This window comes from Amycolatopsis sp. (assembly GCF_025464955.1).
GTDB lineage: Bacteria > Actinomycetota > Actinomycetes > Mycobacteriales > Pseudonocardiaceae > Amycolatopsis.
The window spans coordinates 1-24,682 of record NZ_JAODNM010000156.1; the positions used below are offsets into that span (position 1 = coordinate 1).

The 24,682-nt window shown below is 68.5% G+C and carries 29 protein-coding genes; 21 read left to right on the plus strand and 8 right to left on the minus strand.

Annotated features, from left to right (window positions below; genetic code table 11):
* The first annotated feature begins 77 nt into the window (after positions 1–77).
* Both JWQ81_RS39515 and JWQ81_RS39520 read left to right on the plus strand, forming a co-directional pair.
* Entirely contained in the window at positions 78–464 is a 387-nt protein-coding gene (locus tag JWQ81_RS39515; protein ID WP_297549991.1) for an XRE family transcriptional regulator, read from the plus strand.
* Positions 465–671: 207 nt separating this feature from the next.
* Positions 672–1,775 carry a tetratricopeptide repeat protein gene (locus JWQ81_RS39520; RefSeq protein ID WP_297549992.1) on the plus strand — a complete coding sequence of 368 codons (1,104 nt, stop codon included), beginning with the start codon at positions 672–674 and terminating at the stop codon, positions 1,773–1,775.
* On the opposite strand, the gene JWQ81_RS39525 is transcribed toward JWQ81_RS39520, so the two are convergent.
* The gene (locus tag JWQ81_RS39525) at positions 1,761–2,309 is read right to left on the minus strand and encodes an NUDIX hydrolase (protein ID WP_297549994.1); all 549 of its coding nucleotides are present in this window, start codon (positions 2,307–2,309) and stop codon (positions 1,761–1,763) included. The two genes, JWQ81_RS39520 and JWQ81_RS39525, sit on opposite strands and share 15 nt — an antisense overlap.
* Positions 2,310–2,362: 53 nt before the next feature.
* Positions 2,363–3,529, minus strand: a complete 1,167-nt coding sequence (locus tag JWQ81_RS39530) for a hypothetical protein (RefSeq protein ID WP_297549996.1) — start codon at positions 3,527–3,529, stop codon at positions 2,363–2,365.
* 147 nt (positions 3,530–3,676) lie between these two features.
* Between JWQ81_RS39530 and JWQ81_RS39535 the strand changes: the two genes are divergently transcribed.
* The 9 genes from JWQ81_RS39535 to JWQ81_RS39575 all read left to right on the plus strand — a co-directional run bounded on the left by JWQ81_RS39535 (position 3,677) and on the right by JWQ81_RS39575 (position 7,794).
* A complete protein-coding gene (locus tag JWQ81_RS39535; protein ID WP_297549998.1) occupies positions 3,677–4,123 on the plus strand; it encodes a hypothetical protein in 447 nt (148 codons plus the stop codon).
* Positions 4,120–4,356, plus strand: a complete 237-nt coding sequence (locus tag JWQ81_RS39540; RefSeq protein ID WP_297550000.1) for a hypothetical protein — start codon at positions 4,120–4,122, stop codon at positions 4,354–4,356. Before JWQ81_RS39535 ends, JWQ81_RS39540 begins: the two co-directional genes overlap by 4 nt.
* Before the next feature lie 17 nt (positions 4,357–4,373).
* Positions 4,374–4,712, plus strand: a complete 339-nt coding sequence (locus tag JWQ81_RS39545; RefSeq protein ID WP_297550001.1) for a winged helix-turn-helix domain-containing protein — start codon at positions 4,374–4,376, stop codon at positions 4,710–4,712.
* Positions 4,709–5,455 (plus strand): hypothetical protein, encoded by a 747-nt coding sequence (locus tag JWQ81_RS39550; protein ID WP_297550003.1) that lies wholly within the window; start codon positions 4,709–4,711, stop codon positions 5,453–5,455. The genes JWQ81_RS39545 and JWQ81_RS39550 overlap by 4 nt, the downstream gene beginning before the upstream one ends.
* A complete protein-coding gene (locus JWQ81_RS39555; protein ID WP_297550005.1) occupies positions 5,455–5,865 on the plus strand; it encodes a hypothetical protein in 411 nt (136 codons plus the stop codon). The genes JWQ81_RS39550 and JWQ81_RS39555 overlap by 1 nt, the downstream gene beginning before the upstream one ends.
* Before the next feature lie 114 nt (positions 5,866–5,979).
* Positions 5,980–6,174 (plus strand): hypothetical protein, encoded by a 195-nt coding sequence (locus JWQ81_RS39560; protein ID WP_297550007.1) that lies wholly within the window; start codon positions 5,980–5,982, stop codon positions 6,172–6,174.
* 14 nt (positions 6,175–6,188) lie between these two features.
* Complete coding sequence (locus JWQ81_RS39565; protein ID WP_297550009.1) at positions 6,189–6,437, plus strand: hypothetical protein; 249 nt, start codon at positions 6,189–6,191, stop codon at positions 6,435–6,437.
* A gap of 62 nt (positions 6,438–6,499) precedes the next feature.
* Entirely contained in the window at positions 6,500–7,384 is an 885-nt protein-coding gene (locus JWQ81_RS39570) for a trypsin-like serine protease (RefSeq protein ID WP_297550011.1), read from the plus strand.
* A 113-nt stretch (positions 7,385–7,497) separates the two neighbouring features.
* The gene (locus JWQ81_RS39575; RefSeq protein ID WP_297550013.1) at positions 7,498–7,794 is read left to right on the plus strand and encodes a helix-turn-helix domain-containing protein; all 297 of its coding nucleotides are present in this window, start codon (positions 7,498–7,500) and stop codon (positions 7,792–7,794) included.
* Here the strand turns inward: JWQ81_RS39575 and JWQ81_RS39580 are convergent.
* Both JWQ81_RS39580 and uvrB read right to left on the minus strand, forming a co-directional pair.
* Positions 7,791–8,033, minus strand: coding sequence for a VOC family protein (locus tag JWQ81_RS39580; RefSeq protein ID WP_297550015.1), 243 nt, complete (start codon positions 8,031–8,033; stop codon positions 7,791–7,793). The two genes, JWQ81_RS39575 and JWQ81_RS39580, sit on opposite strands and share 4 nt — an antisense overlap.
* Before the next feature lie 188 nt (positions 8,034–8,221).
* Positions 8,222–10,378 (minus strand): excinuclease ABC subunit UvrB, encoded by a 2,157-nt coding sequence (gene uvrB, locus JWQ81_RS39585; RefSeq protein WP_297550017.1) that lies wholly within the window; start codon positions 10,376–10,378, stop codon positions 8,222–8,224.
* A gap of 79 nt (positions 10,379–10,457) precedes the next feature.
* Between uvrB and JWQ81_RS39590 the strand changes: the two genes are divergently transcribed.
* From JWQ81_RS39590 to JWQ81_RS39600, 3 genes are all read left to right on the plus strand, one after another.
* The gene (locus JWQ81_RS39590) at positions 10,458–10,973 is read left to right on the plus strand and encodes a DUF402 domain-containing protein (protein ID WP_297550019.1); all 516 of its coding nucleotides are present in this window, start codon (positions 10,458–10,460) and stop codon (positions 10,971–10,973) included.
* On the plus strand, positions 10,958–11,095 hold the full coding sequence (locus tag JWQ81_RS39595; protein ID WP_297550021.1) for a hypothetical protein: 138 nt from the start codon (positions 10,958–10,960) through the stop codon (positions 11,093–11,095). Before JWQ81_RS39590 ends, JWQ81_RS39595 begins: the two co-directional genes overlap by 16 nt.
* Before the next feature lie 91 nt (positions 11,096–11,186).
* Positions 11,187–12,713, plus strand: a complete 1,527-nt coding sequence (locus JWQ81_RS39600; protein ID WP_297550023.1) for a glycosyltransferase family 39 protein — start codon at positions 11,187–11,189, stop codon at positions 12,711–12,713.
* On the opposite strand, the gene coaE is transcribed toward JWQ81_RS39600, so the two are convergent.
* Positions 12,703–13,899, minus strand: a complete 1,197-nt coding sequence (gene coaE / locus JWQ81_RS39605) for a dephospho-CoA kinase (protein ID WP_297550024.1) — start codon at positions 13,897–13,899, stop codon at positions 12,703–12,705. The genes JWQ81_RS39600 and coaE overlap by 11 nt on opposite strands.
* Positions 13,900–14,084: 185 nt before the next feature.
* Between coaE and JWQ81_RS39610 the strand changes: the two genes are divergently transcribed.
* On the plus strand, positions 14,085–14,297 hold the full coding sequence (locus tag JWQ81_RS39610) for a hypothetical protein (protein WP_297550026.1): 213 nt from the start codon (positions 14,085–14,087) through the stop codon (positions 14,295–14,297).
* Here the strand turns inward: JWQ81_RS39610 and JWQ81_RS39615 are convergent, their stop codons facing one another.
* Positions 14,298–14,741, minus strand: a complete 444-nt coding sequence (locus JWQ81_RS39615; RefSeq protein WP_297550028.1) for an OsmC family protein — start codon at positions 14,739–14,741, stop codon at positions 14,298–14,300.
* A 176-nt stretch (positions 14,742–14,917) separates the two neighbouring features.
* Here JWQ81_RS39615 and JWQ81_RS39620 point away from each other — a divergent pair, with 176 nt between their 5' ends.
* Positions 14,918–15,550, plus strand: coding sequence for a TetR/AcrR family transcriptional regulator (locus JWQ81_RS39620; protein ID WP_297550030.1), 633 nt, complete (start codon positions 14,918–14,920; stop codon positions 15,548–15,550).
* 143 nt (positions 15,551–15,693) lie between these two features.
* Here JWQ81_RS39620 and rpsA read toward each other — a convergent pair whose 3' ends face one another.
* Complete coding sequence (rpsA, locus tag JWQ81_RS39625; protein WP_297550032.1) at positions 15,694–17,217, minus strand: 30S ribosomal protein S1; 1,524 nt, start codon at positions 17,215–17,217, stop codon at positions 15,694–15,696.
* A gap of 294 nt (positions 17,218–17,511) precedes the next feature.
* Here rpsA and JWQ81_RS39630 point away from each other — a divergent pair, with 294 nt between their 5' ends.
* From JWQ81_RS39630 to JWQ81_RS39650, 5 genes are all read left to right on the plus strand, one after another.
* The gene (locus JWQ81_RS39630; RefSeq protein WP_297550034.1) at positions 17,512–18,384 is read left to right on the plus strand and encodes a class I SAM-dependent methyltransferase; all 873 of its coding nucleotides are present in this window, start codon (positions 17,512–17,514) and stop codon (positions 18,382–18,384) included.
* A 30-nt stretch (positions 18,385–18,414) separates the two neighbouring features.
* A complete protein-coding gene (locus JWQ81_RS39635; RefSeq protein ID WP_297550036.1) occupies positions 18,415–19,251 on the plus strand; it encodes a GNAT family N-acetyltransferase in 837 nt (278 codons plus the stop codon).
* A 107-nt stretch (positions 19,252–19,358) separates the two neighbouring features.
* A complete protein-coding gene (locus JWQ81_RS39640) occupies positions 19,359–20,084 on the plus strand; it encodes an ATP-binding cassette domain-containing protein (protein ID WP_297550038.1) in 726 nt (241 codons plus the stop codon).
* A complete protein-coding gene (locus tag JWQ81_RS39645) occupies positions 20,081–21,979 on the plus strand; it encodes a YhgE/Pip domain-containing protein (protein WP_297550040.1) in 1,899 nt (632 codons plus the stop codon). Before JWQ81_RS39640 ends, JWQ81_RS39645 begins: the two co-directional genes overlap by 4 nt.
* Positions 21,976–22,554, plus strand: a complete 579-nt coding sequence (locus JWQ81_RS39650) for a TetR/AcrR family transcriptional regulator (protein ID WP_297550042.1) — start codon at positions 21,976–21,978, stop codon at positions 22,552–22,554. The genes JWQ81_RS39645 and JWQ81_RS39650 overlap by 4 nt, the downstream gene beginning before the upstream one ends.
* Positions 22,555–22,561: 7 nt before the next feature.
* On the opposite strand, the gene JWQ81_RS39655 is transcribed toward JWQ81_RS39650, so the two are convergent.
* Complete coding sequence (locus JWQ81_RS39655; protein WP_297550044.1) at positions 22,562–24,562, minus strand: S9 family peptidase; 2,001 nt, start codon at positions 24,560–24,562, stop codon at positions 22,562–22,564.
* Positions 24,563–24,682 lie beyond the last annotated feature (120 nt).

The window sequence follows — 24,682 nt, forward strand, 5'->3', positions numbered from 1 at the left end:
CGACGCGGTGGCGATAGGCGCCCCGCGGAATCGGTAGAGCGCTAATGTCGGCGCTGAGGCGGACCACGGAGGAATGGGTGTCGGAAGACTGGGCGGCGGTCGCGAAGGCCATCAACGAGCGCGTGAATGAGCTCGGTTGGCGTCAACGTGAACTGGCGGAGCGCTCGCAGGTTTCGCAGGCGATCGTCCGCGAAATCCAAAACCACACCGTGGAGCGCAAGCGCAGTGACCGCACCCTTGAAGCGCTCGCGTTGGCCCTCGGTTTTCACGCCCAGCACCTGCACGCCGTGCTGCTCGGCCGGGTACCTCCGACCCCGGGCCGGCCACGGGAAGACCTCGACGACGCCAACGGTGCGCGCCTTGCTGTCATTGAGGAACGCCTCGGCACGATCACTGATCAGCTCGCCGAGTTGAAGGCGGACCTGGCCTTGCTGATGCGCCGTGACCGTGGTCGGGGCGAGTAGCCAAGTTTCTAAGATCCGGTCGGCCTCTGGGGCCGGGCGGTGGTCGTTCTTGCCGTTTGTCATGACACTAAGAAACGGCATTTTCCGGCCCAGCGGCAGCGGGCAGAAGATGACACGCCCCGTGTTATCTCGTGTTATTTCCGCAGGTAGAACACCCTCTGTGGCGGTGGGGCGATGACGGCAAGAAGTCGCTTGCAAGCTGCCCGAGTGGCTATCGGCTGGGGCCAGGAGAAGCTAGCCAAGGCCATCAATGACCGGTGCCTGGGATTCGGCCTGACTGAGTTGCCGATCCCGAGCCGCAAGGCCGAGATATCGCGGTGGGAAAACGGGAAGGTGATACCCGATCCGCCGATGCGCGCCATTCTCCGCGAGATCTACGGCCGCACGAACGACGACCTCGGACTCCCCACGGAGGCGGATCCGCAGGATGCGTCCGGCTCCGAGTTGTCCGAGCGGCTCATCATCGCGCGCCGAGTCGACGCGGAGACCATCGCGATGTTCCGCAACGAGGTCGATGGCGTCCGCCACTCCGACCGCCGGTTCGGTGCTGCCAAACGGCTCGAACAGCTTCGCGGACACATCACCGATATCGAGGGCCAGTTACGGCACACGCTGCTGCGCCGCGAGCGGGCGCCGCTCGCGAGCGTGCTCACCGAAGCATCCACCCTCGCCGGATGGACCTCACTCGACATTGGCGCGCTCGGTCAAGCATGGACCCACTACGAACGCGCCAAGTCGGCCGCCCTGGAATCCGGCTCCCTGGCACTGCTCGCGCACGCGACCGCAGAACAAGCCTTCGTCCTCGTCGACATGGGCAACACCAGCGACGCACTCGCCCTGTTCGCGGAGGCCCGCGAAATCGGCGAACGCGCGCCGCGCCTACTCAGAGCGTGGCTCGCCGCTGCTGCGGGAGAGGGGTACGCCATCGCCGGGCAACCCGGCGACGCACTGAGGTCGTTCGACGAGGCCGATGCGCTGCGACCGTCCGAAGTGGTGCACCCTGAATTGCCGTTTCTTTTCCTTGGTGGAAGCCATTTGGACCGGTGGCGCGGTAACGCGCTCGTTCATCTCGGCGCGGCGGAGGCCATCGATCAGCTCGAAAGCTTGCTCGATGGGATGCAGCCATCATTCGTGCGCGCTCGCGCGGCGACCCTTGTAGACCTCGCGCTTGCGTACGCCGCTGCTGGTGATCGCGAGGCAGCCCAGACCTACGCGAACCAAGCGCGCCGCATCATTTCGCAAGTGGGTTCAGTACGCCTCCGGCGCCGACTTGAACGACTGGTACTGCCGGGAAACTCACGTTCGGCGTGAGTTCAGGTAGTAGAGCAATGACACCAGCGTCCCCGAGCCGAGCAATTCTTGCCGCTGTGCCAGTTCGTTCACCCGAGACAGCGGCACCCATTCGACACGCCCGGCTTCCTCGGTGTCGGTGGGGTCCCCGATGTGCTCGGCCGCACGCCATAGGTAGACGTCGACTGGCGCGGTGACCTGTCCCGGCAGCGGCTCGAAGGTCACCAGGTGTTCCGGGGTGCCTACGGGCTGCCACCCGCTCTCCTCGGCCGCCTCGCGCGCGGCCGTCCCGGCGGAGTGCTCCCCCTCGTCGACGAGGCCGCCCAGCAGTTCATAACCCCACTGGTCAGTGGCGAACCGGTAGCGCCAAAGCATCAGAGCTTCGTCCTGGTCATTCACGATCAACGCGATAGCGATCCGCGCCAGGTGCACCACGTGGTACTCCCAGCGCTCCCCGTTCGGCGCTTCCACGTCGGTCAACCCGACCTTGACCCACTTGTTGTCATAGACCAGCCGTTCACCGAACGTCTTCCACGACCCATGCTCATCAGCCACACAAGCAGCGTAGCCGTGGTCCGTGCGGTGCGGTGATACCCCGGTGGGACTGTCTAGCCTGTCGAGTCCTGTAGCTGCTTGAGTCGTCGCCGTTGACGAACTGACCCGATGTCGGCGGCCAACATGCGCGCCCGGGTGACGTGCACTTGCGCTTCGTGGCGCTCGCCCATCGCCACAAATGCGGCGGCCAAGTCGACCCGCAACCCAGTTTCTGCCCGCGTAAAGGTGGGATCGAGTTGGTTCAACGCTGAGGTGAGTACGGCGACAGCTTCCGGCTCGCCGATGCGTGCAAGCGCATGTCCGCGCCACCGCGCAAGGTGAACAGGATCCAGTACCACATATGGACCGTCCATACTGGACGGATCACCCGGCAGCAGAGCTGCCGCGCGGTCGAACGCTCGCAAGCTGCCAGAACGCTGCCCATCAGCGGCAAGCGCCTCGCCATGCGCTGCGGCAAGCCACGAACGCAACAGACGATTTGTAGCGCGATGCGCCCGTTTCTCCGTCGCTTCAAGGAGTTCGACGGCGGAAGCCGTCTCGTCGAGGTCGAGTAGCACGAATGCTTGTTCAGCGGCGGTATGCACTTCAAACGCGACCTGACCAGACTCGCTAGCCGCACCTTTGGCCCGCTCGTAGCGCTGCCATGACTCGGACACGTTTCCCAGGTCGAGCGCTTGCCATCCGGCAAGAGTGCCCAGTTCGGCGAGTATCGCGGCCAGTTGCTCGCGGATGCCGGGGGCCAGGCTGTGTGACAGCAAGCGCGTTACCTGCTGAATTTTGGTCGCCACCTCATCATGAGCGGTCACGGCCCCTAGCTGCCGATCGAGTCGGCGCACTGCCGTGAGCTGGTCATGAAGAAGACTCAAGACGGTCGGGTTGACTCGACGCGCAGCACTGAGCATCTGTCGTAGGTCTTGCTCACCGCTATCGGACTGGCGACCTGTGTCCGGCGGGGAAAGAAGTTCATCAACACTGAGTCCGAAGATCCGTTCCAAGAGCCTCGCTGTCGCTGGACGTGGGCGGCCGACAGGCGAGCCGTCCGGTTTGCGGCCAGCAACAAGACGTTTCATGTGCCGCTCACTGACAGTTCCCGCCTCGCCGAACGTGCGCGCGAACCGCTCGGCGTCCTCGGCGAACTCGTCAAGGGTCTGGTTTCGCTCCCAGATCTTCAGCTCAAGCACCGTGCGCGGCTGCCGCTCCCGCGCGTCCCTGGTTGCCACTCCCGTGTCCTCCGCCGTTCGGCCGCTGAAATGTCCCCGCTGTGGCCCCCTCATGACCTGTCGCTGAAATGAGCCGATAAGAGAAGCTGATTTCATTGTTGCACAGGTCATCACGGCTGGTCAGGCCAGCGGACAGGGGGAAGACAGATGGGTGACAGATTGCGCCCGGGACGGGTCGCCGGCCTGTACCTGTGTTGGTACCGCTGTGCCCACGACGGGCGAGACCACGCTGTCACCGACGACGAATTCGTCCGAGGTCGCAAGGCACACAGCGCGGGGCGCTACGAGGCTGTGTGCGGGCATGTGGTGCTGGTCGGCTCAATGCTCCTACCGCCCGGCTCGCCGTGCGATCGCTGCCGCGCCTACCTCGATGCGCGAGCGACCTTGCGCACGCCTGAGCAGCGGCTCGGCCCGCCGACCAGCCATCACCAGCGCGGCCGGTTGAGTCGGCTGTTTCACCACGACCAGGCTCCGGCCGTCCCGTCCCCGCGTACTGCGGGACGGCACGGCCGGGTAGGGGTTCCGGTGGACACGGGCAGCGCCCCGACCGCGCCCGTGTCCACCGGCCGCCACGCGCTGAGGGGTGAGCGGTGAGCGTGCGCTTGTTCCTCGCTCGCCCGATGCCGGGCACGGTCGGGGAAACCCGCCGCGTGGTGCACGTGTTCCCGTTCCCGGCAGACGGGGCGACCTCGGACCGGGTCACCGCACTCTGCGGTGACGACTTCATCCCGGGTGAGCTTGAACTACTCGACGTTCCGCGCGGGATGCCGTGCGAGCAGTGCCTACGCCACACCCCCACCCCCGGCGACGACGCGGCCGGTGCGTGATGGCCGAGCACCGCGCCGTGGGGGACTACGACCACGCCTTGAATCGGGCGCTGTCACACCCGATCCGCCTGTTCATCGTGACCTACCTCGCCGATGGCGCGTGGCGCGACACGGCCGCCATCCGGGCCGAGACCGACACGGCTGCCCAGACACTCACCGGTCATCTCGCACGACTGCGCGCGGTGGGCTACATCGAAGCACGCCCCGGGCAGCCCACGCACTACTGGCGAATCACCCCGCTGGGATGCACCCGCCTCACCGACCACGTGACCGCCCTTGAGGCCATGGTCACCCGGGTCCGCCGCATCCTCGCCGACACCACCCCCACCACCCCCACGCAAGGCAGGACGCCATGACCCCGCCGGAGACCGAACAACCCCGCCGTGGATACGGCCCCGGGGGAGTGTCGGAGGCCGAACTAGGCCGCCGGGTTGACGCGCTGCGCGCCGCGCTCGCGGCCCCGCAGACACCCCGGGAGACCGACGCCGCCGACGCGGCGGATATCGCTGTGGCAGACCCCGGATCGCGGTTGCGGCGAGACGTTGTGCGGTCGGCGGCGGTGAACTACGCCGCCCACGGCTGGGGCGTCCTGCCCGGCACGGTGTGGCACCGAGGCCGCTACACCCTCGGCCACGCGCCCACAGTCGCACCGGGGCTGGAACCGGTGATGCTGTCCGCCCGGACACTGCGCGACGCTCGCGAGGTCTGGTCATGGTTCTCGATCGCCCCCTACGCCGTATTGGCGAGGGTCGGGGAGGATTTTGACGTCCTGACCGCGCCCGCCACCCTGGTCTGTACCGCGTTGGACGTGCCGGGTTCTGCGGTGCGGCGATGCCCGATCATCCTGACCGGGACCGGGTCGGCGAACCTGGTGATCACGCGGAATTCCCGGTTGCGCTATGACCTGCGCCCGGTGCCGGGCGTGGCGCTGGTCCCGCCGCGCGCGTTCGTCGCGTTGCCGCCGACGCTGGTCGACGGGGACACGGCGGAATGGCTGATCGCGCCCTCGGAGGTCTCCTACCGTCCGGGGTTGGCCGGTGCGGTGCAAGCCGCGCTCGCTGCCGCCGCGACCTCGCCGGAGAACGGCGGGGGGAAGTAGTGGACTACGTCGGACGTCACGCGTTCATGCCGTCGTTCCGGTGGCGGGAATTGGGTGTGCATTGGCACGCCTACCGAGAGCGGGGCTCCGTCCGGAATCCGGCGGTCCCCTCGATTGATCGGGTACGCCGGTTGGATACAGCACCGTTGGCGGCGCTCTACACCCCAGATGAAGTAGCCGAGTGGATCGAGGCACAAACCCGCGACCTCGGCGAGCGCCGGACGGTGCGAGCTATCGCCGAGCGGGAATGGGTCGAGATCGGCGACACCGACGACCTGAACCATTTGTATTCCGAGAATGTGCTGATCGCCGCACGCGGAGACAGCATCTATACCGATATCTACTCCGAATCCGAGAACATCCAATTATTCCTAGAAGTGGTGAGCGCACATGAGTGCCCCGGTCATTGAGCAACCCGCGCCCAGCGCGCCGACCCCGATTCCCCCGACCGCCGGGAACTGCCCCGCAGGCGGAAACCACGCGGGCGTGCCGGTGCAAGGTGGGGGCGGCATGGTCTGCGCGAAGTGCGGGAACCCGTGCTGAAACGCCGCGATACGGCCCCGACCCCGGTGCCGGGGTCCAGCCGGGAACCCTCGGATGAGGAAGCCCAGGCGGCCGCGCACGTGCGCGAGCTACTGGCCCAGCACGGTGTGACCTCCACACGGCCCAGCGGTGACCTCATGCGATGCGTGCTCGACGGGCTCGCCACGCTCGACTAAAGACGGGTACGGCGATGGCTTACAGCATCATTTTCGGCAACTACGACCAAGCGGACTGTTTCCAGCAGGCAGCGGAATGGCTCCGGGGACCAGGACAGACCGTGATCAACGTCCTCGCGGTCACGATGGAACTCAACTCTCCGTTCGAGCGGGCGGATTCCCCGGAAATTCACCACCTCGCCCTGTTCTACAACGACGGAAACGAACCACCCGCCCCTGTCGAACTGGCCGCATATCGCGAGCGCTGGGACCGGGAACTCTAAAACCACCCGGCGCGCTCTCGCGCCGGGGAGTGACAGTAAACGCACACAAAGAAAGAGGACTGTTGAGAAAGACAGCACTGGCCACACTGAGCACAGGACTGGCCTTGACCGGCCTGCTCGGTACTGGCACAGCTACGGCCGCCGCGCACCCCGATTTGGTCGGGGGCCAGCGCGCCACCGGGGACACGTCGTGGATGGTCGCGTTGCAGTACGACGCCCCCGCCTACCACCGGTACGGCGCGTTCGGGTGCGGCGGAACCCTCATCTTCCGCGACTGGGTGGTCACCAACGCCCATTGCGTCACCGACCCGCCGACCGCCCCGGCATCACGCGCGGCGAGCAGTCCGGCCCGCTACGCGGCCACTGCTCACACCCCGATCCCGACTGCCGCCAAGCACTTCACGGTGCGGGTCGGCTCGAAGGACCGCACCCGTGGCGGGGAGGTGGCGACCGTGACCCAGGTCGTGGTGCACCCGGGCTGGTCCTGGGGCATGGGCGCACCGGGCACGCCGCAGAACGATATCGCCCTGCTCAAGCTTGACCACGTCGTCAACGCGCAGCCCATCCCGCTCGCGGGCGGCCCGGCCGCGCCCGGGGACAAGGTCACGCTGTACGGGTGGGGTGCTGATACTCCCTCCAGTGACGCGGCGCTCCCGCTGCGTCTGCAACAGCTCGCCACCACGGTGCTGCCGCCGCAGGAGTGCGCCGACGCCGGGATGTACGGCGGCGAGATCTGCACGGACAACCCGAACGGCACCGATGGTCCCGGTCCCGGTGACTCCGGCGGCCCGGCCGTGGAGATAGTCGGCGGTGTCGCGCGCCTTGTCGGCGGATGCAGCCGGGCCGCCGCGCAGTACCCCGGCGTCGCACCCACGGTGTACACCAGCTCGCCGGACTTCCGGCAGTGGATCTATGACACCGCCCGTGGCGCGCCGGTAGCGAGCTAGGAACGCTGGACCCGGGGGCGTCATGCCGTGCTGAGCGCATCCGGCGTGACGCCCCCTTGGGGCGACCGTGTGGTGACCGACCAACCCGACGTAGCGAGGTGTTCTGAGCAGTGATGGGTGTTGACGAGTGCAGCGCGCTGGACGACGTGGCGGGGCTGGTGGCGCAGCTACGCGAGGTACGGATCTCGAACAGAGTGACCCTCGCCACGATCGGTGAAGCCCTCGGGATGGCTGAGTCCGGGGTGTCGCGGTTGGAGAGCAACTACTACTACTCGACGGCGTTGATCACCCATCTCAGCGCCTACGCCACAGCACTGGGCTACACGTTGCGGCTGGTCCTCGTTCGCGACGACACTCCCGAACCGGCGGATGACCGGCGGATCGGCGCAACGAGCTCTATTACGTCTTAGCAACAGATACCGTCCGGTACTTTCTGGAACAGCAGCCGCGGCCCCGAGTTGTCCGGCGCTACCACTGCGGACAACGCATCCCACTTCTCCCGCGGTATGCCGACCTTCTCGGCGAACTCCTCCCACGAGCTGAACCCCTCCGGCGGCTTCTGCAGCTCGTAGTCCAACGCCAATGCCCAGAACTCCGCCAGCCGCCGCGGATCCGCCGCGTCGAACACCACCTGAATACCCAGCGTCATCGCCTTCTCCTTCTCGCTTATGTCCGATTTCCCCACATCCTCCCCTCCCCCACCGACATTTCCGGCGCCGACGGACACCCGCACGCCGCGCCCAACCACCCGCCTCGCGTCGCGAACGTGGAACTCGCGCGCCTGAATGTGGGACTCGCGGACGGGAACGTGGGACTCGCCCATCGCGGCGGCCGGGGTTACTTGACGCCGGCGGCGTCCATGCCTCGGAGTTCCTTTTTCAGGTCGGAGACCTCGTCGCGAAGGCGGGCGGCGAGTTCGAACTGGAGGTCGCGGGCGGCCTGCATCATCTGGTCGGTCATCTGCTGGATGAGGTCGGCGAGCTCGGCCCGCGGCATGCCCGTGACGTCCTTGTCGACCAGCATGCCCGAGCTGCGGACGCGGTCACCCTGCTCGGAACGCTTACCGCGCGAGACGTTGCGCCCGGAACCGCCGACGGCGAGCTCTTCGCTGTCCTCCGCCTCCTCGTATACGCGGTCGAGGATGTCGGTGATCTTCTTGCGCAGCGGCTGCGGGTCGACTCCTCGCTCCAGGTTGTAGGCAACCTGCTTCTCACGCCTGCGGTCCGTCTCGTCGATCGCGCGCCGCATCGAGTCGGTGATCCTGTCCGCGTACATGTGCACCTCGCCGGACACGTTTCGCGCGGCACGGCCGATCGTCTGGATCAACGACGTGCCGCTGCGCAGGAAGCCCTCCTTGTCGGCGTCCAAAATGGACACCAGGGAGACCTCGGGCAGGTCGAGCCCCTCCCGCAGCAGGTTGATGCCGACGAGGACGTCGTAGTCGCCCGCGCGCAGCTGCCGCAGCAGCTCGACGCGGCGCAGCGTGTCCACCTCGGAATGCAGGTAGCGGACCCGGATGCCCAGCTCGAGCAGGTAGTCCGTGAGGTCCTCGGACATCTTCTTGGTCAACGTGGTGACCAGGACGCGCTCGTCCTTCTCCGCGCGGATCCTGATCTCGTGGACCAGGTCGTCGATCTGGCCCTCGGTCGGCTTGACGATGACCTGGGGGTCGACCAGGCCGGTCGGGCGGATGACCTGCTCGACGAACTCACCGCCGGTCTGCCCCAGCTCGTACGGCCCGGGGGTGGCCGAGAGGTACACCGTCTGCCCGATCCGGTCGGAGAACTCCTCCCAGGTCAGCGGCCGGTTGTCGGTGGCACTCGGCAACCGGAAGCCGAACTCGACCAGGTTCCGCTTGCGCGACATGTCGCCCTCGTACATGCCGCCGATCTGCGGCACCGTCACGTGCGACTCGTCGACGACGAGCAGGAAGTCCTCCGGGAAGTAGTCGATCAGCGTCGCCGGGGCGGTGCCGGCGCCGCGGCCGTCGATATGGCGCGAGTAGTTCTCGATGCCTGAGCAGAACCCGACCTGGCGCATCATCTCGATGTCGTAGCTGGTGCGCATGCGCAGCCGCTGCGCCTCCAGGAGCTTGCCGCCCTTCTCCAAGGTGGCCAGCCGCTCCTCCAGCTCGGCCTCGATCCCCCGGATCGCCTTCTCCATCCGCTCCGGGCCGGCGACGTAGTGCGTGGCCGGGAAGATGCGCACCTCGTCGACCTCGCGCACGATGTCCCCGGTCAGCGGGTGGAGGTAGTACAGCTTCTCGATCTCGTCGCCGAAGAACTCGACGCGGATGGCGAGCTCCTCGTACGCCGGGATGATGTCGACGGTGTCGCCGCGCGCCCGGAACGTGCCGCGCGCGAACGCGATGTCGTTGCGCGTGTACTGGATATCGACCAGCGCGCGGAGGAACACGTCCCGCGAGACCTCGGCGCCGATCTCGAGCTTGCTCGACCGGTCGAGGTAGGACTGCGGCGTGCCCAGGCCGTAGATGCACGACACGCTCGCGACGACGATGACATCTCGCCGGGACAGCAGGTTCATCGTGGCCGAGTGCCGCAGCCGCTCGACGTCGTCGTTGATCGACGAGTCCTTCTCGATGTAGGTGTCCGTCTGGGCGATGTACGCCTCGGGCTGGTAGTAGTCGTAGTAGCTGACGAAGTACTCGACCGCGTTGTTCGGGAAGAGGTCCCGCAGCTCGTTGGCCAGCTGGGCGGCCAGCGTCTTGTTCGGCGCCATCACCAGCGTCGGCCGCTGGACGCGCTCGATGAGCCAGGCCGTTGTGGCCGACTTGCCGGTACCGGTGGCACCGAGCAGGACGACCTCCTTCTCCCCGGCGTTGATCCGCCGCTCGAGCTCGTCGATCGCCGCCGGCTGGTCACCGGCGGGCGAATAGTCGCTGACGACCTCGAACCGGCCACCCGAGCGGGGGATCTCGGAAACGGGCCGGTGATCGGACTGGGCGAGTACGGGATGTTCCGCTGCGAAAGCCACGTGTCCAGGGTAGGCGCACCCACCGACAGTTTCCGTTCTTGCCGGGCGAAGGAGCCCCCGACCAGGGCAAGATGAGCGCATGACGGACCTGCACCCGCCGAAGACCGAGGTTTTCGACCCCGCCTCGCAGACCAACACCGATCCGAAGGGCATCGTCCGCGAAGTCGAGGTGTTCCGCGAAGAACCGTTCGGCCTCTACCTGGCGCGGCCGACCCCGGGACGGGCGCAGTTCCGCTACCTGGAGTCGTGGCTGCTGCCGTCGCTCGGGCTGCGGGTGACGGACTTCTGGTTCAACCCCGGTCACGAGCGGGACCAGGACTTCTACCTCGACGTCGTCGGCGTGCAACGCGACGGCGGGCGCTGGATGGCGAAGGACCTGTATCTCGATATCGTCCTGCGCGAAAAAGTCGGCCTCGACGTGATCGACACCGACGAACTGCTCGACGCGTCCAACGCCGGACTGCTGACACCCGGCGAGGCCCTCAGCGCGCTCGAGACGACGTACGCGGCTGTCGACGGCCTCGCGCGCCATGGCTATGACCTGGGGGCATGGCTGGCGACCAAGGACATCGAGCTGACGTGGAAACGGCATTGATCATGGTCGACGCCGTGATCTGGCCGTCGACCGGCTCTGCCGCGACGCACCGGCGCTGGGCGCTGGGCGCTGGGCGCTGGGTACCGACCGATCGGGTGGCCCCGGCCGCTGACCCGGTGTGACTGGTGACACACTGAGGAAACGTGCCTCATCGCGGTGCCCGGGCCCGCCCGTAGGGTGCGGCGGACCGGCCCCGACGACCTGGAGATTCCGATGACCACCGCCACCGCGGCCGAGACGCCCGCGGCGCCACCGGGCGCACTGGCGGAGTTCGCCCGGCTGCCCGTGTTTCTGCTGGCCGGGGCGACCGCACTGCTCCTGCTGGTCACCAGCGGCCGCTACGGCTACTTCGGTGACGAGCTGTACTTCCTGGCCGCGAGCAAGCACCTCGCCTGGGGTTACGCCGACCAGCCGCCGATCCTCCCGCTGCTCGCCGCCGCGATGGACGGCATCGCGCCCGGGTCGCTCCCGGTGTTCAGGCTGCCCGCGACGCTGGCCACCGGGGCCGGCGTGGTGTTCTGCGCGCTGATCGCCCGCGAGCTCGGCGGCAAGCGGACAGCGCAGGTCATGGCCGCCGGCGCGTTCGCCATCTGCGGCCAGTTCGTCGGCAGCGGCCACTACCTCGCGACGTCGACGATCGACCCGATGCTGTGGACGGTCGTGTTGTGGGTGCTGGTGCGCTGGCTGCGGACCCGCGACGACAACCTCCTGCTGTGGCTGGGCGTGGCCACCGCGGTCACCCTCAACGTGAAGTTCCTGATCGGCGCGTTCTGGGCGGTGGCCGCCGTGTGCCTGCTGCTGTTCGGCCCGCACGACCTCCTGCGACGGCCGAAGCTGTGGGTCGGCGCCGGGATCGCGTTGCTCTCGTGTGTCCCCACGCTCCTGTGGCAGGCGATGAACGCGTGGCCACAGCTCGGCATGGGCGACGCGATCTCGAAGGAGGTCGACGGCAGCGGCGGCCGCGGCGGGTTCCTGATGGCCGTGCTCATCGGCGCGGGACTGGTCACCGGCGCGCTCGGGCTGCTGTATGGCCTGTGGTGCCTGCTGTTCACCGCCGACCTGCGGCCCTACCGGTTCCTCGGCTGGACGGCACTGGGGCTGACCGCGCTGTTCATCCTGGTCAACGGCCGGTTCTACTACGTCTCCGGGATGTACCCAATCTGCTGGGCCGCCGCCGCGGTGGCCATCGAGCGCCGCCGTCCCGCGCTGTGGTGGCGATGGGTGCCGACCTGGCCGGTGTACGTACTGTCCGCGTTGTACACGCTGCCGTACGTCGTCCCGATCTGGCCGATCCACTCCGTCGCGACGAACTTCGCGCTACCGAGGCCGGCCTACGCCGCCGAGGAGATCGGCTGGCCGCAGCTCGCCGACTCCGTCGCCCAGGCCTACCGGGGGCTCCCCGAAGACGTCCGGGCGCATACGACGATCATCACCACCGGGTACTGGCAGGCCGGCGCGCTGGGCCGGTACGGCCCTGATCGGGGCCTGCCCGAGGCGTTCAGCGGAAGCCGCGGGTTCTGGTACTTCGGCAGCCCGCCGCAGGACGCCGAAACCGTGCTGTACCTCGGCTACGACCCGAACAGGCTGGCGTCGAACTTCATGGACTCGCGGATCATCGCCCGGGTGCACAACAACCTCGGGATCCTGAACTCGAGTGAGAACATGCCGATCTGGCTGATCAGCGGCCGGACGGAACCGTGGTCGGTCATCTGGCCCCAACTGCGCGACCTCAAGGCGTGAGCTGGTCGTTCCAACCGGTGCGAGCCGCCCATTCGGCGGCGCGGACGAACCCGTCGTTGACCCAGCTCTGCTTCTCGCTGGTGTAGGAGCCCAGGTTCGTGTTGTGGCCGTGCTTCTGGGCGAGCTGCATCTTGAGCTCGGCGTAGGCGTCACGCTCGTCGGGGTTCGCCCGCAGCCAGGCGCGAAAAAGCAGCGCAAGCCGCCACGCCTCGGTCTCCAGTGAACGCACGTGCAGGTTGACCGGCCTGCCCGGGTCGCCGCCGAGGTGGAGCCGCTTGGGCCAGGTACCCGAACCGTCCTGCGCGTCGTCGTACCAGTCGCCGTGGGCGCGCGGGAAGCCCGCGCCGACCAGCACGTGTTGGAGGGCGTCCGCGTCGTCCAGCGTGGACACGGTCAGCTGCAGGTCGAGGATGTCCTTGGCCGCCAACCCCGGCACCGACGTCGAACCGACGTGGTCCGCACGCAGCGCGCGCTCCCCCGCGGCCAGGCCGACGCGCGCGAGCGCCCTCGACGCCTGGGCGGGCCAGGTCTCGTCGTAGGGCACGACGCGGGGCGACATGGGCGGGCGCTCCCGGCCCAGCCTGAGGTTCGCTTCGAACGGGACCAGCCTGTCCGCCCACAGCGCGTCGACCTCGGCGAGCACCAGGTCGCGACTGCCGCTGTTGTCGAGCCAGACGTCCGCGGCGGCCCGGCGCTGCTCGTCGGTGGCCTGCGAAGCGACCCGAGCACGCGCGTCGGACTCCGCCATCCCGCGCGAGGACACGAGGCGGTGGATCCGTTCCTCTTCGGGAGTCCCGACGACAACAACCACGTGGTAACCCGGAGCCAGCCCGTTTTCGATCAGCAGGGGGACGTCGTGCACGACAATGGCGTCATCGGCGGCAGCGGACATCAGCTCGGCCGTGCGCGCGCCGATCTTGGGATGCAGGATCGAGTTCAGCCGCCGCCGCGACTCGTCGTCCGCGAAAGCCTTCGCTGCGAGCGCGGGCCTGTCGAGCGAGCCGTCGGCGCTGAGAATGGACTCACCGAACGCGGCCGCCAACTCAGCGAGTCCGCCGGTCCCGGGCTCGACCACTTCGCGGGCGATCTTGTCCGAGTCGATCAGGACCGCGCCATGCTCCTCCAGCCGGTTCGCGACCGTCGACTTGCCCGCCCCGATCCCGCCGGTCAACCCCACACGCAACATGGTCGAACCCTATCCAGTGCCCGGTTCCCGGGCATCGTGAGTCCCGGCGGCACACAGACTGTGCACAAGCATCATCATCATGTCGCGTAACTCAACTGATATGGGTGACACGCCGACCGATTACCACGCTTTGACCCACTCAGTGCGTACCGTGCGCGGCGAGAGGTCGCCCACACGGAGGAACGATGGCAGCCAGCAAGCACGGAGGAAGGCACCGGCTCACCACGCCGGGGCTGGTGCACTGTGTCCTGCATCGTCCAGTGGCCGATGCGCTCGACGAGTATCGGCGCACCTGGTGGTCCGCCCTGCTCGTCCCGGCCAAGCACAGCCTGGCCGGCCTCCGGCGCACCGCGCGCAACGCCGCGCAGGAACGCGCCTGGATCCCGGCCGTCTCCTGATCACACCGAGCGGGTGCGGATCTTGATTTCCGAGGTCAGCGTGCGGTGGACCGGGCAGCGGTCGGCGATCTCCATCAACCGGCGGCGCTGATCGTCGGTCAGCTCGCCTTCGAGGTGGATGTCGCGGGTGATCTCGCTGATCATCCCTCTTTCCGTCTCACAGTCCTCGCAGTCCTGCGCGTGGATGCGGTCGTGCCGCAGCCGGACAGTGGTGCGCGTGAGCGGGATCTGCTTGCGCTCGGCATACATTCGGACCGTCATCGCCGTGCAGGTGCCCAGCGCGGACAGCAGCAGGTCGTACGGGTTGGGGCCGGCGTCGTCGCCGCCGCTGGTCAGCGGCTCGTCAGCCAACAGGACGTGCTTCCCGGCGGTGATCCGCTGGGTGTACCGGCCGGCGCCGGCGTCGGTCACGATCACGGTGCCCGGCTGCTCTTCGATGCTCACTAGGCATAGCTCACTCCGGCGGGCCGGATTTTTCAATGCTCCCGGAGAAATTCGCCCGACTGGAACCCGCGGTTCGCCGGAGCGATTCCCTAGTTGCCAAAAATATCGTATCTTCTGCAGCTAGACGGCGATTTTCCCGCCGGCGGCCCAAGGCTTCTCAAGGGGGTACCCAGCGGATGGCCACCCGACACCGCCTGGCCGGAGCGGCCGACCTGCACAGCCACGAGAGGTTCCTCGACGCGGCGCTCGCGGTCCTGATGGACCAGGGCGCGGCCGGGCTCACGGTGCGCGCTGTGGCCGAAGCGGCCGGTTCGTCGACCATCACCGTGTACACGCGCTTCGGTGGCCGCAACGGCCTGCTGGACTCTCTTTACGAGCGGCTGTTCGACCTGCTGCGCGAGGCCTTCGACGGCCTGCCGCCCCTGACCGACGATCCCATGGCCGACCTGCTCGATCTGGCCGCCGTCTACCGCGCGTTCGCGCTGGAGAGTGCGGCCCGCTACGCCTTCATGCTGGAACGCACCATCCCGGAGTTCGACCCCGACCCTGCCGTGCGGGGAAACGTCATCCGCGACTCTTTCGGCGTGCTGTTGCAGCGGGTGGAACGCGTCTGCCCGCCGGACCGCGACGTCGTCCAGAGCGCGTACCTGCTGTGGACGACCCTGCACGGCCTGATCAGCGTGGAGCTGACACTGCGGACCCGCAGCAGGGTGCCCGGCTGGTTCCTGCTGCCGACCGAAGAGGCCAACGAGCCGATGTACTACGCCGGTGTCCGCGCGATGATCACCGGGCTCGGCCTGCACGCCTAGCGTTGCTCGTGAGTGTTGCGGCCGGTCACGGTGTCCTGCGGGACACCCGCACCCGGGCAGGCCGGAACGCTCACGAGTCCGAGACGCCCCCGGACGCCAAAACGGCCCCGGTCGGTGAGGACCGGGGCCGTTTTGGGTGTCAGTTACGCACCGCCGGAGAGCTTCTCCCGCAGGGCGGCGAGCTGCTCATCGCTGGCGAGAGTGCCACCGGTGCTCTTCGAGTCCGAGGACGGGGCAGAGGTGTAGCTCTGCTCCGTGCCGCCTTCGCTGCTGCTCGAGGACGAGCTGCTGGTGATGCCCGTCGCGGCGTCCGCGGCGGCTTCGGCGTCGGCCTCGGCGGCCTTGGCGACCTGCTTCATGTGCGCCTCGTAGCGGACGTGAGCCTCAGCGTACTGACGCTCCCACTCCTCGCGCTGCGTGTCGAAGCCGTCCTGCCACTCCTGGGTCTCCGGGTCGAAGCCATCGGGGTAGATGTAGTTGCCCTCGGCGTCGTACTCGGCGGCCATGCCGTACTGGGTCGGGTCGAACTCGGCGTCCGGCGTGAGGCCCTCGTTGGCCTGCTTGAGGGACAGCGAGATCCGGCGACGCTCGAGGTCGATGTCGATGACCTTGACCATCACGTCGCCGTTGACCTGGACGACCTGCTCCGGGATCTCGACGTGGCGCTCAGCCAGCTCCGAGATGTGCACCAGGCCCTCGATGCCCTCTTCGACGCGCACGAAGGCGCCGAACGGGACGAGCTTGGTGACCTTACCCGGCACGATCTGGCCGATCGCGTGGGTGCGGGCGAACTGGCGCCACGGGTCTTCCTGGGTCGCCTTCAGCGACAGGGAGACACGCTCACGGTCCATGTCGACGTCGAGGACCTCGACGGTGACTTCCTGGCCGACCTCGACAACCTCGGACGGGTGATCGATGTGCTTCCAGGACAGCTCGGAGACGTGCACGAGGCCATCGACGCCACCGAGGTCCACGAAGGCACCGAAGTTGACGATCGAGGACACGACGCCCTTGCGGACCTGGCCCTTGGCCAGCGCGTTGAGGAACTCGCTGCGGACCTCGGACTGGGTCTGCTCGAGGTAGGCGCGGCGGGACAGGACCACGTTGTTGCGGTTCTTGTCCAGCTCGATGATCTTGGCTTCGAGCTCGCGGCCCACATACGGCTGCAGGTCGCGGACGCGGCGCATCTCGACGAGCGAGGCAGGCAGGAAGCCGCGGAGGCCGATGTCCAGGATGAGCCCACCCTTGACGACCTCGATGACGGTGCCCTTGACGGGCTCGTCCTTCTCCTTGAGCTCTTCGATCGTGCCCCAGGCGCGCTCGTACTGCGCGCGCTTCTTGGACAGGATCAGCCGGCCTTCCTTGTCCTCCTTCTGGAGAACGAGAGCCTCGACCTCGTCACCGACCTTGACCACGTCGGCCGGGTCGACATCGTGCTTGATGGAAAGCTCACGCGAGGGGATGACACCCTCGGTCTTGTAACCGATGTCGAGCAGGACCTCGTCGCGGTCGACCTTGACGATGGTTCCTTCAACGATGTCGCCATCGTTGAAGTACTTGATCGTCTTGTCGATGGCGGCGAGGAAGTCTTCCTCCGACCCGATGTCGTTGACGGCGACCTGAGGGGTCGCGGACGCTGTCGGGGCGGTGGCGGTGTCGATGGTCATTAGGCGGGTTGCTCCGGTTATGGCTGGGGGAATAGTGGGTTTGTAGTTTGCGTGCGCCGCGGGAGACCCGGCATGAGGCAACACAACAGCAAACGTCCACCAGTGAACGACCGCGAGCATCACCGCAAGCGGTGCGCGACCTGGACTCCGGCCTAGGCCGGGGGAGGCAGCGCGAACCCACTGCGCTAACGGCTATCCTACGCGGCCGCCGGTACCGCACACAATCGGGTACCCCCGCGAATCCGGCAGCACCGCACACCGCGGGCAAGTGCCGCCCCCAGGAAGGATACCGGCTTGGAGCCGTCGCCGACCACCAGCGAAATCCGGGACGAACCGGTCGATGACCGGCACGCCCGCGCCGAGGAACAGCTCGGCACCACCGGGGTCGCCTACCGCGCGGTCGGCGCCGGCGAGGCCACCAGGGCGAACCTCGCCTGGTGGGACGCCGACGCCGACGATTACCAGGCCACGCACGGTGACTTTCTCGGTGACGCGGAGTTCGTCTGGTGCCCCGAAGGCGTCCGCGAAGCCGACGCCCACCTGCTCGGCGACGTCGCGGGCAAACGCGTCCTCGAGATCGGCTGCGGGCAGGCCGCTTGCGCGCGGTGGCTGGCCGCCCACGGCGCCGACGTCGTCGCGATGGACCTCTCGGCCGGGATGCTGCGGCACGCCCGCGAGGGCAACACCCGCACCGGCCTGGCCGTACCGCTGGTCCAGGCGACGGCCGAGGCCCTGCCGCTGGCGACGGCGAGCGTCGACACCGCCTGCTCGGCCTTCGGCGCGATCCCCTTCGTCACCTCGGTCGACACGGCGTTCGCCGAGGTCCACCGCGTCCTGCGGCCGGGCGGGCGGTGGGTCTTTTCGGTGACGCATCCGATGCGCTGGATCTTCCCCGACGACCCGGGCCCGGCCGGGCTCACCGTCACGCAGCCCTACTTCGACCGCACGCCGTACGTCGAAGTCGGCGACGACGGCGTCGCCACCTACGTCGAGTACCACCGGACCCTCGGCGACTACGTCCGCGCGCTGGCCGCCGCCGGGTTCCGGGTGGACGACCTGGTGGAGCCGGAGTGGCCGGCCGGACACACCCGGACCTGGGGCCAGTGGAGCCCACTGCGCGGCAAGCTCTTCCCCGGCACGGCGATCTTCCGGACGGTCAGGCTCTAGCTGTCCGGCTCCGGCTGTCAGGCTGTACCCATGGAGCGACTGACCGGGCTCACCCCGGACGGCATCGAGGTCACCGGGGAACTGAAGCGGCACTCCTACGACGCCGAGGCGGTGGAACTGCTGTGGTCGGCCGCCGAGACCTGGCAGTTGTTCCCCGCCATCGGCGAAACCGGCACCCGCGGGATGGACGCCCTGCTGACGGCGTGGTGCGAGCGGATGCGCACCGAAGCCCCCGACCCGGATTCGGCGTGCGCGGTGAACTGGCCGAGCCGCGACGCCTTAGCCATCCGCGCGTTCCTCGACCACGGCTTCGTGCCGCTCTCCTCGCTGGCCGTCCGCACGGCTCCCCCGCCGGCGCCCACTGCCCGCACAACAGACACCACCGTGCGCCGGGCGCGGCCGGGCGACTTCGACGCCGCGCTCGCGCTGATCGCCACAACCTTCGATTACACCGGCCTGATCGCGTCTCCGAAACGCGCCAACACCGCCGACCTCCTGGCGCCCGGACTGCGCCGCCGGATCGAGGGAAACGGCCCCGTCTGGGTCGCCGAACGCGACGGAGAGCTCGTCGGGATCGCCGAGTGCGACCGGATCGACTCCGCACCGGGTTCCTGGGCTGCCGAACTGCTCCCCCATGGACAGTGGGGCTACGTGAACAACGTCGTGACCGCGCCGGCGATGCGGGGAAACGGCGTCGGGCAGGCATTGATGTCCCTGGTACACAACGAGTTCCACCGCGAAGGCACCATGGGAACGTTCCTCTATTACAACCCGCCGAGCCCGCTCGCGTCGGTGTTCTGGCCCCGGCAGGGCTACCGTCCCTTGTGGACGAACTGGGAGATCCGGCCCGCCTCGGCACTGAGGTAGTCCACCCGAGAGGGTGACATCACACCCGCCCGATTTGCCCTCGACTCGATCTTCGCGCTACTTTTGCACTGACCAGTCAGTTCAAATGTAGCGTCGCAGGAGTCCTCGTGCAGGTTCGAGCCGACAGGGTGTCCGTCAAAGGACCCCACGGCACACTGTTGTCACCCACGTCACTGACCGTCGAAGACGGTCAGCTGGCCATCGTGCACGGCGACCCCGGAGTCGGCATCACCGCGTTCGGCCTCGCGCTGGCAGGCCGGATCAAGCCCAGCACCGGCACGGTGACCCTGGACGACACCACGCACGCGGCGAGCGCCGAAAAGCTTCGCCACCTGGTCGCCGTCGTCGACGCCCACGACGTCAGCGAACCCGAAGAAGCCCTCCCCCTGCGCGTCGTCGTCGGCGAGGAACTCGCCTTGGCCCACCAGCCCGCCGGCAAGCAGGACGTCGCGCGCTGGCTGGCCGAGCACGACGCCGAAGCACTGGCAGCTGTCCGATTCGAGAACATCGAGCCCACACTGCGCACCCGGTTGCTGTGCGCGCTGGCGGCGAGCCGCAAGGGGATCCGGATGCTCGTGCTGGATACCCCGGACCGCCACACCAGCGACGTCGAAAGCTGGTCGACGCTGGCCCGCGAGCACGCCGAACGAGGGCTCGCCGTCGTCGTACTGACCGCGACCACCCCGCTGAGCGCGCTGGTCCGGCCGCCGGCCCGGGTCGGCGAAGAGACCCAGCCACCGCCGCTGGTGTGCCACGAACCCGACCCTGGCCCCGAAACCACCGAACTCGAAGCACCCGTTCCGGCCGATGACGCCGTGGGAGAGCAGGCATGAACATCTTCCGGATCGCCCTCAACGAACTGCGGCGGCTGACCGCGGGGACCCTGCCCAAGATCGCGATCGTGGCGCTGATCTTCGTCCCGCTGCTCTACGCCTCCTTCTACCTCTACGCGAACTTCGACCCGTACAGCCGCCTCGACAAGCTGCCCGCCGCCATGTACACGAGCGACGCCGGCGCGAAGGACTCCTCCAGCGGCAAGGACGTCAACCTCGGCCGCCAGGTGACCGACCAGGTCACGAAGTCCGGCACCTTCCAGTGGCACGACGTCACGCCCGAGGAGGCCCTCGCCGGTGTCCGCGACAACAAGTACTCCTTCGCCATCGGCATCCCGCAGGGCTTCTCGGCCGCACTGCTCGGGGCGGGCGACTTCCAGCCGCAGCAGGCGACGGTCACCCTGACCACGAACGACGCCAACAACTATCTGGCGGGCACGATCGCCAAACAGGTCGCCACGCAGATCCGCGACACGATCGCGCAGAAGGTCGGCGGCACGGCCGCGGACCGGTTCCTGGTCGGGTTCTCCCAGATCTACTCGAAGATCTCCGACGCCGCGACCGGCGCGCAGAAACTCGCCGGTGGCGCCGGGCAACTCAAGTCCGGGCAGCAGCAGCTCGCTGACGGCGCGTCCCAACTGGCCGGCGGCGCGAGCCAGCTCTCGACCGGGCTGAACACCCTGCACGACAGCACGACCCAACTCCCCTCGCAGGCCAAACAGCTCGCCGACGGCGCGAGTCAGGTCGCGGCAGGCGACGCCAAGGTCGCGCAGGTCGGCGCGCTGCTCGCGGGCGGGTCGACCGACCTGCAGACAAGCCTGAACAACACCAACGACGTCCTCTCGCAACGACTGCGCGCCGACGGTCTCACCGACGCGCAGGTGCAGCAGGTGCTGTCCGTGCTGGGGCAGCTCCGCGCCCCGATCGACCAGGCGAACTCCCAGGTCCAGCAGGCGAACTCCCAGCTCCAGCAGCTGGCCGACGGAGCGAACAAGGTCGCCGCCGGCGCGTCGCAGCTCTCGGCGTCCGCACCCGCGCTGGCCGCCGGTATCGCCCAGGCGTCGAATGGCGCCAACCAGCTGAACACCGGCGCGGCGAAGCTCAACGACGGTGAGAAGACTGCCGTGAGCGGCACCAACGACCTCGCCGCCGGCGCGTCGCAGCTCAGTGACGGGCTCAAAGCCGGACTTTCCCAGATCCCGAACCCGGACGACCCGACCAGGACCGCGACCGCCAACGCCATCGCCGACCCCGTCGCGATCAACTCCTCGGGGGTGGCGTCCGCCGGGACCTACGGCGCGGGGCTGGCACCGTTCTTCATCTCGCTCGCCACCTGGATCGGCGCGTTCGTGCTCTTCCTGCTGCTCCGGCCGCTCTCGACCCGGGCGTTGACCGCGGGCGCGTCGCCGCTGAAGGTCGCCATCGGCGGCTGGCTGTCCTCCGCGGTGCTCGGGATCGCGCAGGTGATCGTGCTGTTCGGCGCGGTGACCTGGCTGGTGGGCATCCACGTCGCGCATCCGTTGGGCGCCATCGGGTTCGCGATACTGGTCTCGCTGACGTTCACCTCGGTCGTGCACGCGCTCAACGCGTTCTTCGGCGCGGTCGGCAAGTTCCTCGGCCTGGTCCTGCTGGTCCTGCAGCTGGTCAGCGCCGGCGGCACGTTCCCGTGGCAGACCATCCCGGACGCGCTGTATCCGCTGCACATCGTGCTGCCCATGGGTTACGCGATCGACGGGTTCCGGCATCTGCTCTACACCGGGGCGTCGCTGCAGATCCTGGGCGACATCGGGGTGCTGGCGGCCTACCTGGTGGGCGGGATCCTGCTTTCGACACTGGCCGCGCGCAAACGTCGAGTGTGGACGGTGGCGCACCTCAAGCCCGAGCTGAGCCTGTGACCTCGAGAGCCGAGACGACCAAGCAGAAGCTGTTCGACGCGACCCTGCGGCTGTCCGCCAGCCGCGGGCTCGTCGGACTGACCGTCGACGAGATCGCCGCCGAAGCGGGCGTGGCCAAGGGCACCGTCTACTACAACTTCGGCAGCAAGGACGGCCTCGTCGACGGGCTGCTGCGCTACGGCGTCGGCCAGCTCGCCGACGAGCTGCGCGCGGCGGCCGACGACGAGGACCCGATGGCGGTCATCGAGTCGCAAATGGACAACGCGCTCAAGTTCATCGGCCAGTACCCCGGGTTCTCGCAGATCCTCGTCAGCGAGATGTGGCGGACACCCGGTCAGTGGCACGAAACCCTGACGCTGCTGCGGGAAGAGGTCATCTCCATCGTCAAGGCGCAGCTGCAGCGCCTCGCCGACGCCGGCAGGCTGCCCGAGGGCGTGCAGATCCAGACGGCGGCGGCGGGCCTGTTCGGCACGATGCTGGTCGTCGCGCTGGACTGGCAGGTCTTCGGGCCGCAACGGACCCGCGCCGAGGTCCTCGACTCGGTGATGCTGCTGATCCGGGGGCTGGGGCGGTAGGCGGTCGCTAGGCGAGCTCGGGGCGTTCCCACGGCTGGTCGAGCACGTGGTGGTCGAGCCAGGCGAACGCGCTCTGGTACCAGAGCTTGACGTTGCCGGGCTTGAGCACCCAGTGGCCCTCATCCGGCAGGTACAGCATCGCGCTGCTGACGTCTCGCCGCTGCAGTTCGCTGTAGAGCGCGAGGCCCTCGCCCACCGGGCAGCGGTAGTCGCGCTCGCCGTGGATCACCAGTGTCGGCGTGGTGATGTCGTCGACATACGTCGACGGCGACCACTTCCGGTAGAACTCGGGATCCTTGCGCGGGTCGCCGTACCAGCGCTCCCAGCCGACGAGGTCGTCGGTGGCCGGCCGGAACGAGCTCAGGTCCCACAGGCTCGCGTGCGAGATGGCGCAGCGGAACCGGTCGGTGTGGCCGATGATCCAGTTCGTCAGGTAGCCGCCGTAGGAACCGCCGGCGACCGCGGTGCGCTCGGCGTCCAGGTCCGGCCGTTCGAGCGCGGCGTCGGTCAGCGCGAGGACGTCGGTGTACGGGCGGCCGCCCCACTCCTGCCAGCCGCGCTCGAGCATGTGCCGTCCGTACCCGGTGGACAGCGCTGGATCCGGCAGGAGCACGGCGTAACCGCGTGCGGCGAACAACTGCGGCTGCCAGCGCCACGACCACATGTTCCACGAGTGCACGGGACCACCGTGGACCACTACCAGCAGCGGGAACGGCCCTTCGCCCTGCGCGGGGGTGATCAGCCAGGCCCGCAACGCGGTGCCGTCTTCGGCTGTGGTGTGGACTTCCTCCATCTTGCCGGGCAGCGCTTCGGGCGCGTCGCCCGCGTACCGCACGGTGGGTTGCTGGTCGGCCAGGTGCGGGTCGAGTGCGACCACCTCGGGCGGCCGCGCCCACGATGAGCGCAGGGCGTAGACCGCCGAGCCGTCGGGCGCGACCCGGATGTCGGTGAACGCGCCGTCGGCGGAGAGCCGGACTGGGGCGGCACCGTCGATGTCGATGTCGACGCGCCACAGCGGCTTTCGGCCCGCTTCGTCCGCGGCGAACAGCAGCGACCGGCTGTCGGGGGTCCACACCGGGCCCTCGGGGAAGTGCTCGAAGCCCGCCGCGACCTGACGGACCGCGCCGTCGGCCAGGGACACCAGCCACAGCTGGTCGTCCCATGGCCGCTCGGTTGTGTGCAGCTTCATGCGGGTCAGCGCGGCGTACCGGCCGTCGGGGCTGCAGACGACCGTGCCTTCGGCGATTGCCGGGTCGTGCAGGAGGGTCCGGCGCTCCCCGGTTTCGACGTCGATGGCGACCAGCGTGCGGTCCGACTCCGCCTGCCCGGTCGGCACCGTCCAGGTCATCAGGACGGTCCGGCCGTCCGGGGTGATGTCGAAGCTCGCCTCGGGGTCGATCGCGTTGCCGACGTTCCCGGTGAGGTCACGCAACGAACCGTCCGCCTCGACGACGAACAACCGCGGCGCGCGCGGCGCCAGCGGGGTGTCCCAGAAACGGAACGGGTATCCCTCGAACAGCAGCGCGGAGGTGCCGGCCTTCTTTCGTGCCTTCGCCTTGTCCCCATCCTCGGCGAGCGTGTCCTCGCTGGGGAAGACGCCGCTGATCACGACGGTCGTCCCGGCGTCCCGCGCGACCCGCACGGCCGACACCCCGGCCGGGGTTCCCGTGACGTAGCGTGCTTCACCGCCGCCGACCGGCAGCCGCCACAGCGCGGCCGTCTCGTCGTCTGCCGCTCCTTCGCTCGGGGCAGCGGCGGGGTCGGGCCGCTTGTCGACCAGCAGCAGCGAGCCGTCCGGCTCGAAACCCGCCGCCGCGAGCCCCGATCGCGGGCCGGCGAGCGGACGCGGCGCGCCCCCACCGGCGGGATCGAGCCCGACGACTTCGGTGACGAACGCGGTGCCCGCCGGATCCGGGCGGGCCGACTGGACCACCAGCCTCCCGTCGGGGGCCACCAGCAGGCCGGAGAGGCGGGAGAACTTGAGGTAGGTATCGATGTCCAAGGCCACGGTTCGACCTTACTGACACCTCGGCACGACTTCAGTCGTTATTACCGAATCCGGCCGGATTCGGCACCAGCCCCCAGCCCCCACCACCACCGCAACTCGACGGCGACTTGCGGTCTCTTA